Source organism: Rhizobacter sp. P2_D12 (genome assembly GCF_056404395.1).
In genome coordinates, this window is sequence record NZ_JBFUEB010000300.1 from 1 (window position 1) to 1,305 (window position 1,305).

Annotated in this window: 2 protein-coding genes; one reads left to right on the forward strand and one right to left on the reverse strand. The window is 71.1% G+C overall.

All coding sequences use genetic code 11. The features are described from left to right. On the forward strand, positions 1-659 hold a 659-nt coding region (locus AC1DYN_RS32595; protein WP_477966955.1), incomplete at its 5' end, for a hypothetical protein. Here AC1DYN_RS32595 and AC1DYN_RS32600 read toward each other — a convergent pair. Further along, positions 656-1,036, reverse strand: coding sequence for a hypothetical protein (locus tag AC1DYN_RS32600; RefSeq protein WP_477966957.1), 381 nt, complete (start codon positions 1,034-1,036; stop codon positions 656-658). The two genes, AC1DYN_RS32595 and AC1DYN_RS32600, sit on opposite strands and share 4 nt — an antisense overlap. Positions 1,037-1,305: the final 269 nt, after the last annotated feature.

Below are 1,305 nucleotides of genomic sequence, written 5' to 3' on the forward strand. Positions count from 1 at the left end.
CCGCCGCCCTGTGGGCACTGACGGTGCGCAACACCGGCAGCTTCACGATCCTGGCCCGCCAGCTGGCGGTGCGCATCCCGGCCGGGGGCCGCTCGGGCGTCGGCTGGCGCTGCCACCCCGCGCGCGGCGCCGACCCGGCGCTCGCGCCGGGGGCCAGCCTGCTGCTGTTCTGCCGCACCACGGTGGCGCCCGCCTACCAGGAGGAAGCGTGGCAGGCCGCGATGCAGATGCTGCGCAGCGGCGAACCGAGCGACCTGCAATGGAGCGACGAGGCCCTGCAGACGCCGGCCGGCTTCGACGCCGCCACCGACCGCCTGGTGGCCGATGCGCTGAAGGCCCCGGTCTCGGCCGCGCCGAAGCGTTCATGGCGCGAGCGCTGGTCGATGTTGACGTCGCCGCGCCGGCAAGCCGTGTGGCTGGCGGGGCTGGTGGCGGCATTCGCTGCCTTCTGTGCGCTGGCCCGCGGGTTCGGCGAACGCCGGGCGGTCGTCGCGACCCTGCTGGCGGCGGTGCCGGCCAGCACCTTGGCCGGCCGTGGTGAAGGCGCGGCCTCGGTGCTGCTGGTGGGCATGTACCTGGCGCTGTCGGTGCTGCTCGCCTTCGGCCTGGCGTTCGGCGCCCGCGTCTACACGCAGCTGTTCTTCAGGCGTTTCGGCTAGCCTGCGGCACGACGCCCGGAAGCCGCGGTGCCCAGGGCGCCGAGGATGCCGCCGAGGACCAGCACGTACCACAGCGGGGCGGAGCCTGCCTCGCCACCGATGGCCCACAGGCCGGCCGCACCGGCCACCAGGGCCACGGCGGCCACCAGGGCCAGCAGCAGCAGCGGCACGGCCAGCGCCAGCGTCGGCAGCTTCACCGCCGGATCGCGGCTGCCGGCCACCAGCAGCGCATAGCCGACGAGCGTGAAGAGCGGGAACAGCACCCACAGGGTCAGGCCCGGCGACACAGCGGACATCCCGAGCGGTGCCGCCACCAGCGCGGCGGCAGACAGGAAACCCAGTGCGGCCAGCACGCCGCCGACGATTGCGATCAGCATGGTTGAAGCGAAGCGGTGAAGGTGCGGCAAGGATAGCGCGGCGGCTCCTGGTGCCCTCCCTGCGTGATCCCGCATCCAGCAGATGTCCCGATCGGGGGCTTGATCCGTCATCGAACGCCCCTATAATTCTCCTTGCTAGCACTCTCACATGTTGAGTGCTGACAACATCCAGTCACCGCCAAGGTGCCGGTGTTCCGCAAGTCAATGAGCGCCAACTTGCCTCATTGCCCACCAGAAGTCCCATTTTCTGAGACATCAAGGAGATGCTA

Excerpts from the sequence above, each read along its gene's own strand:
- AC1DYN_RS32600 (WP_477966957.1), bottom strand. The coding sequence starts at position 1,036 with ATGCTGATCGCAATCGTCGGCGGCGTGCTGGCCGCACTGGGTTTCCTG.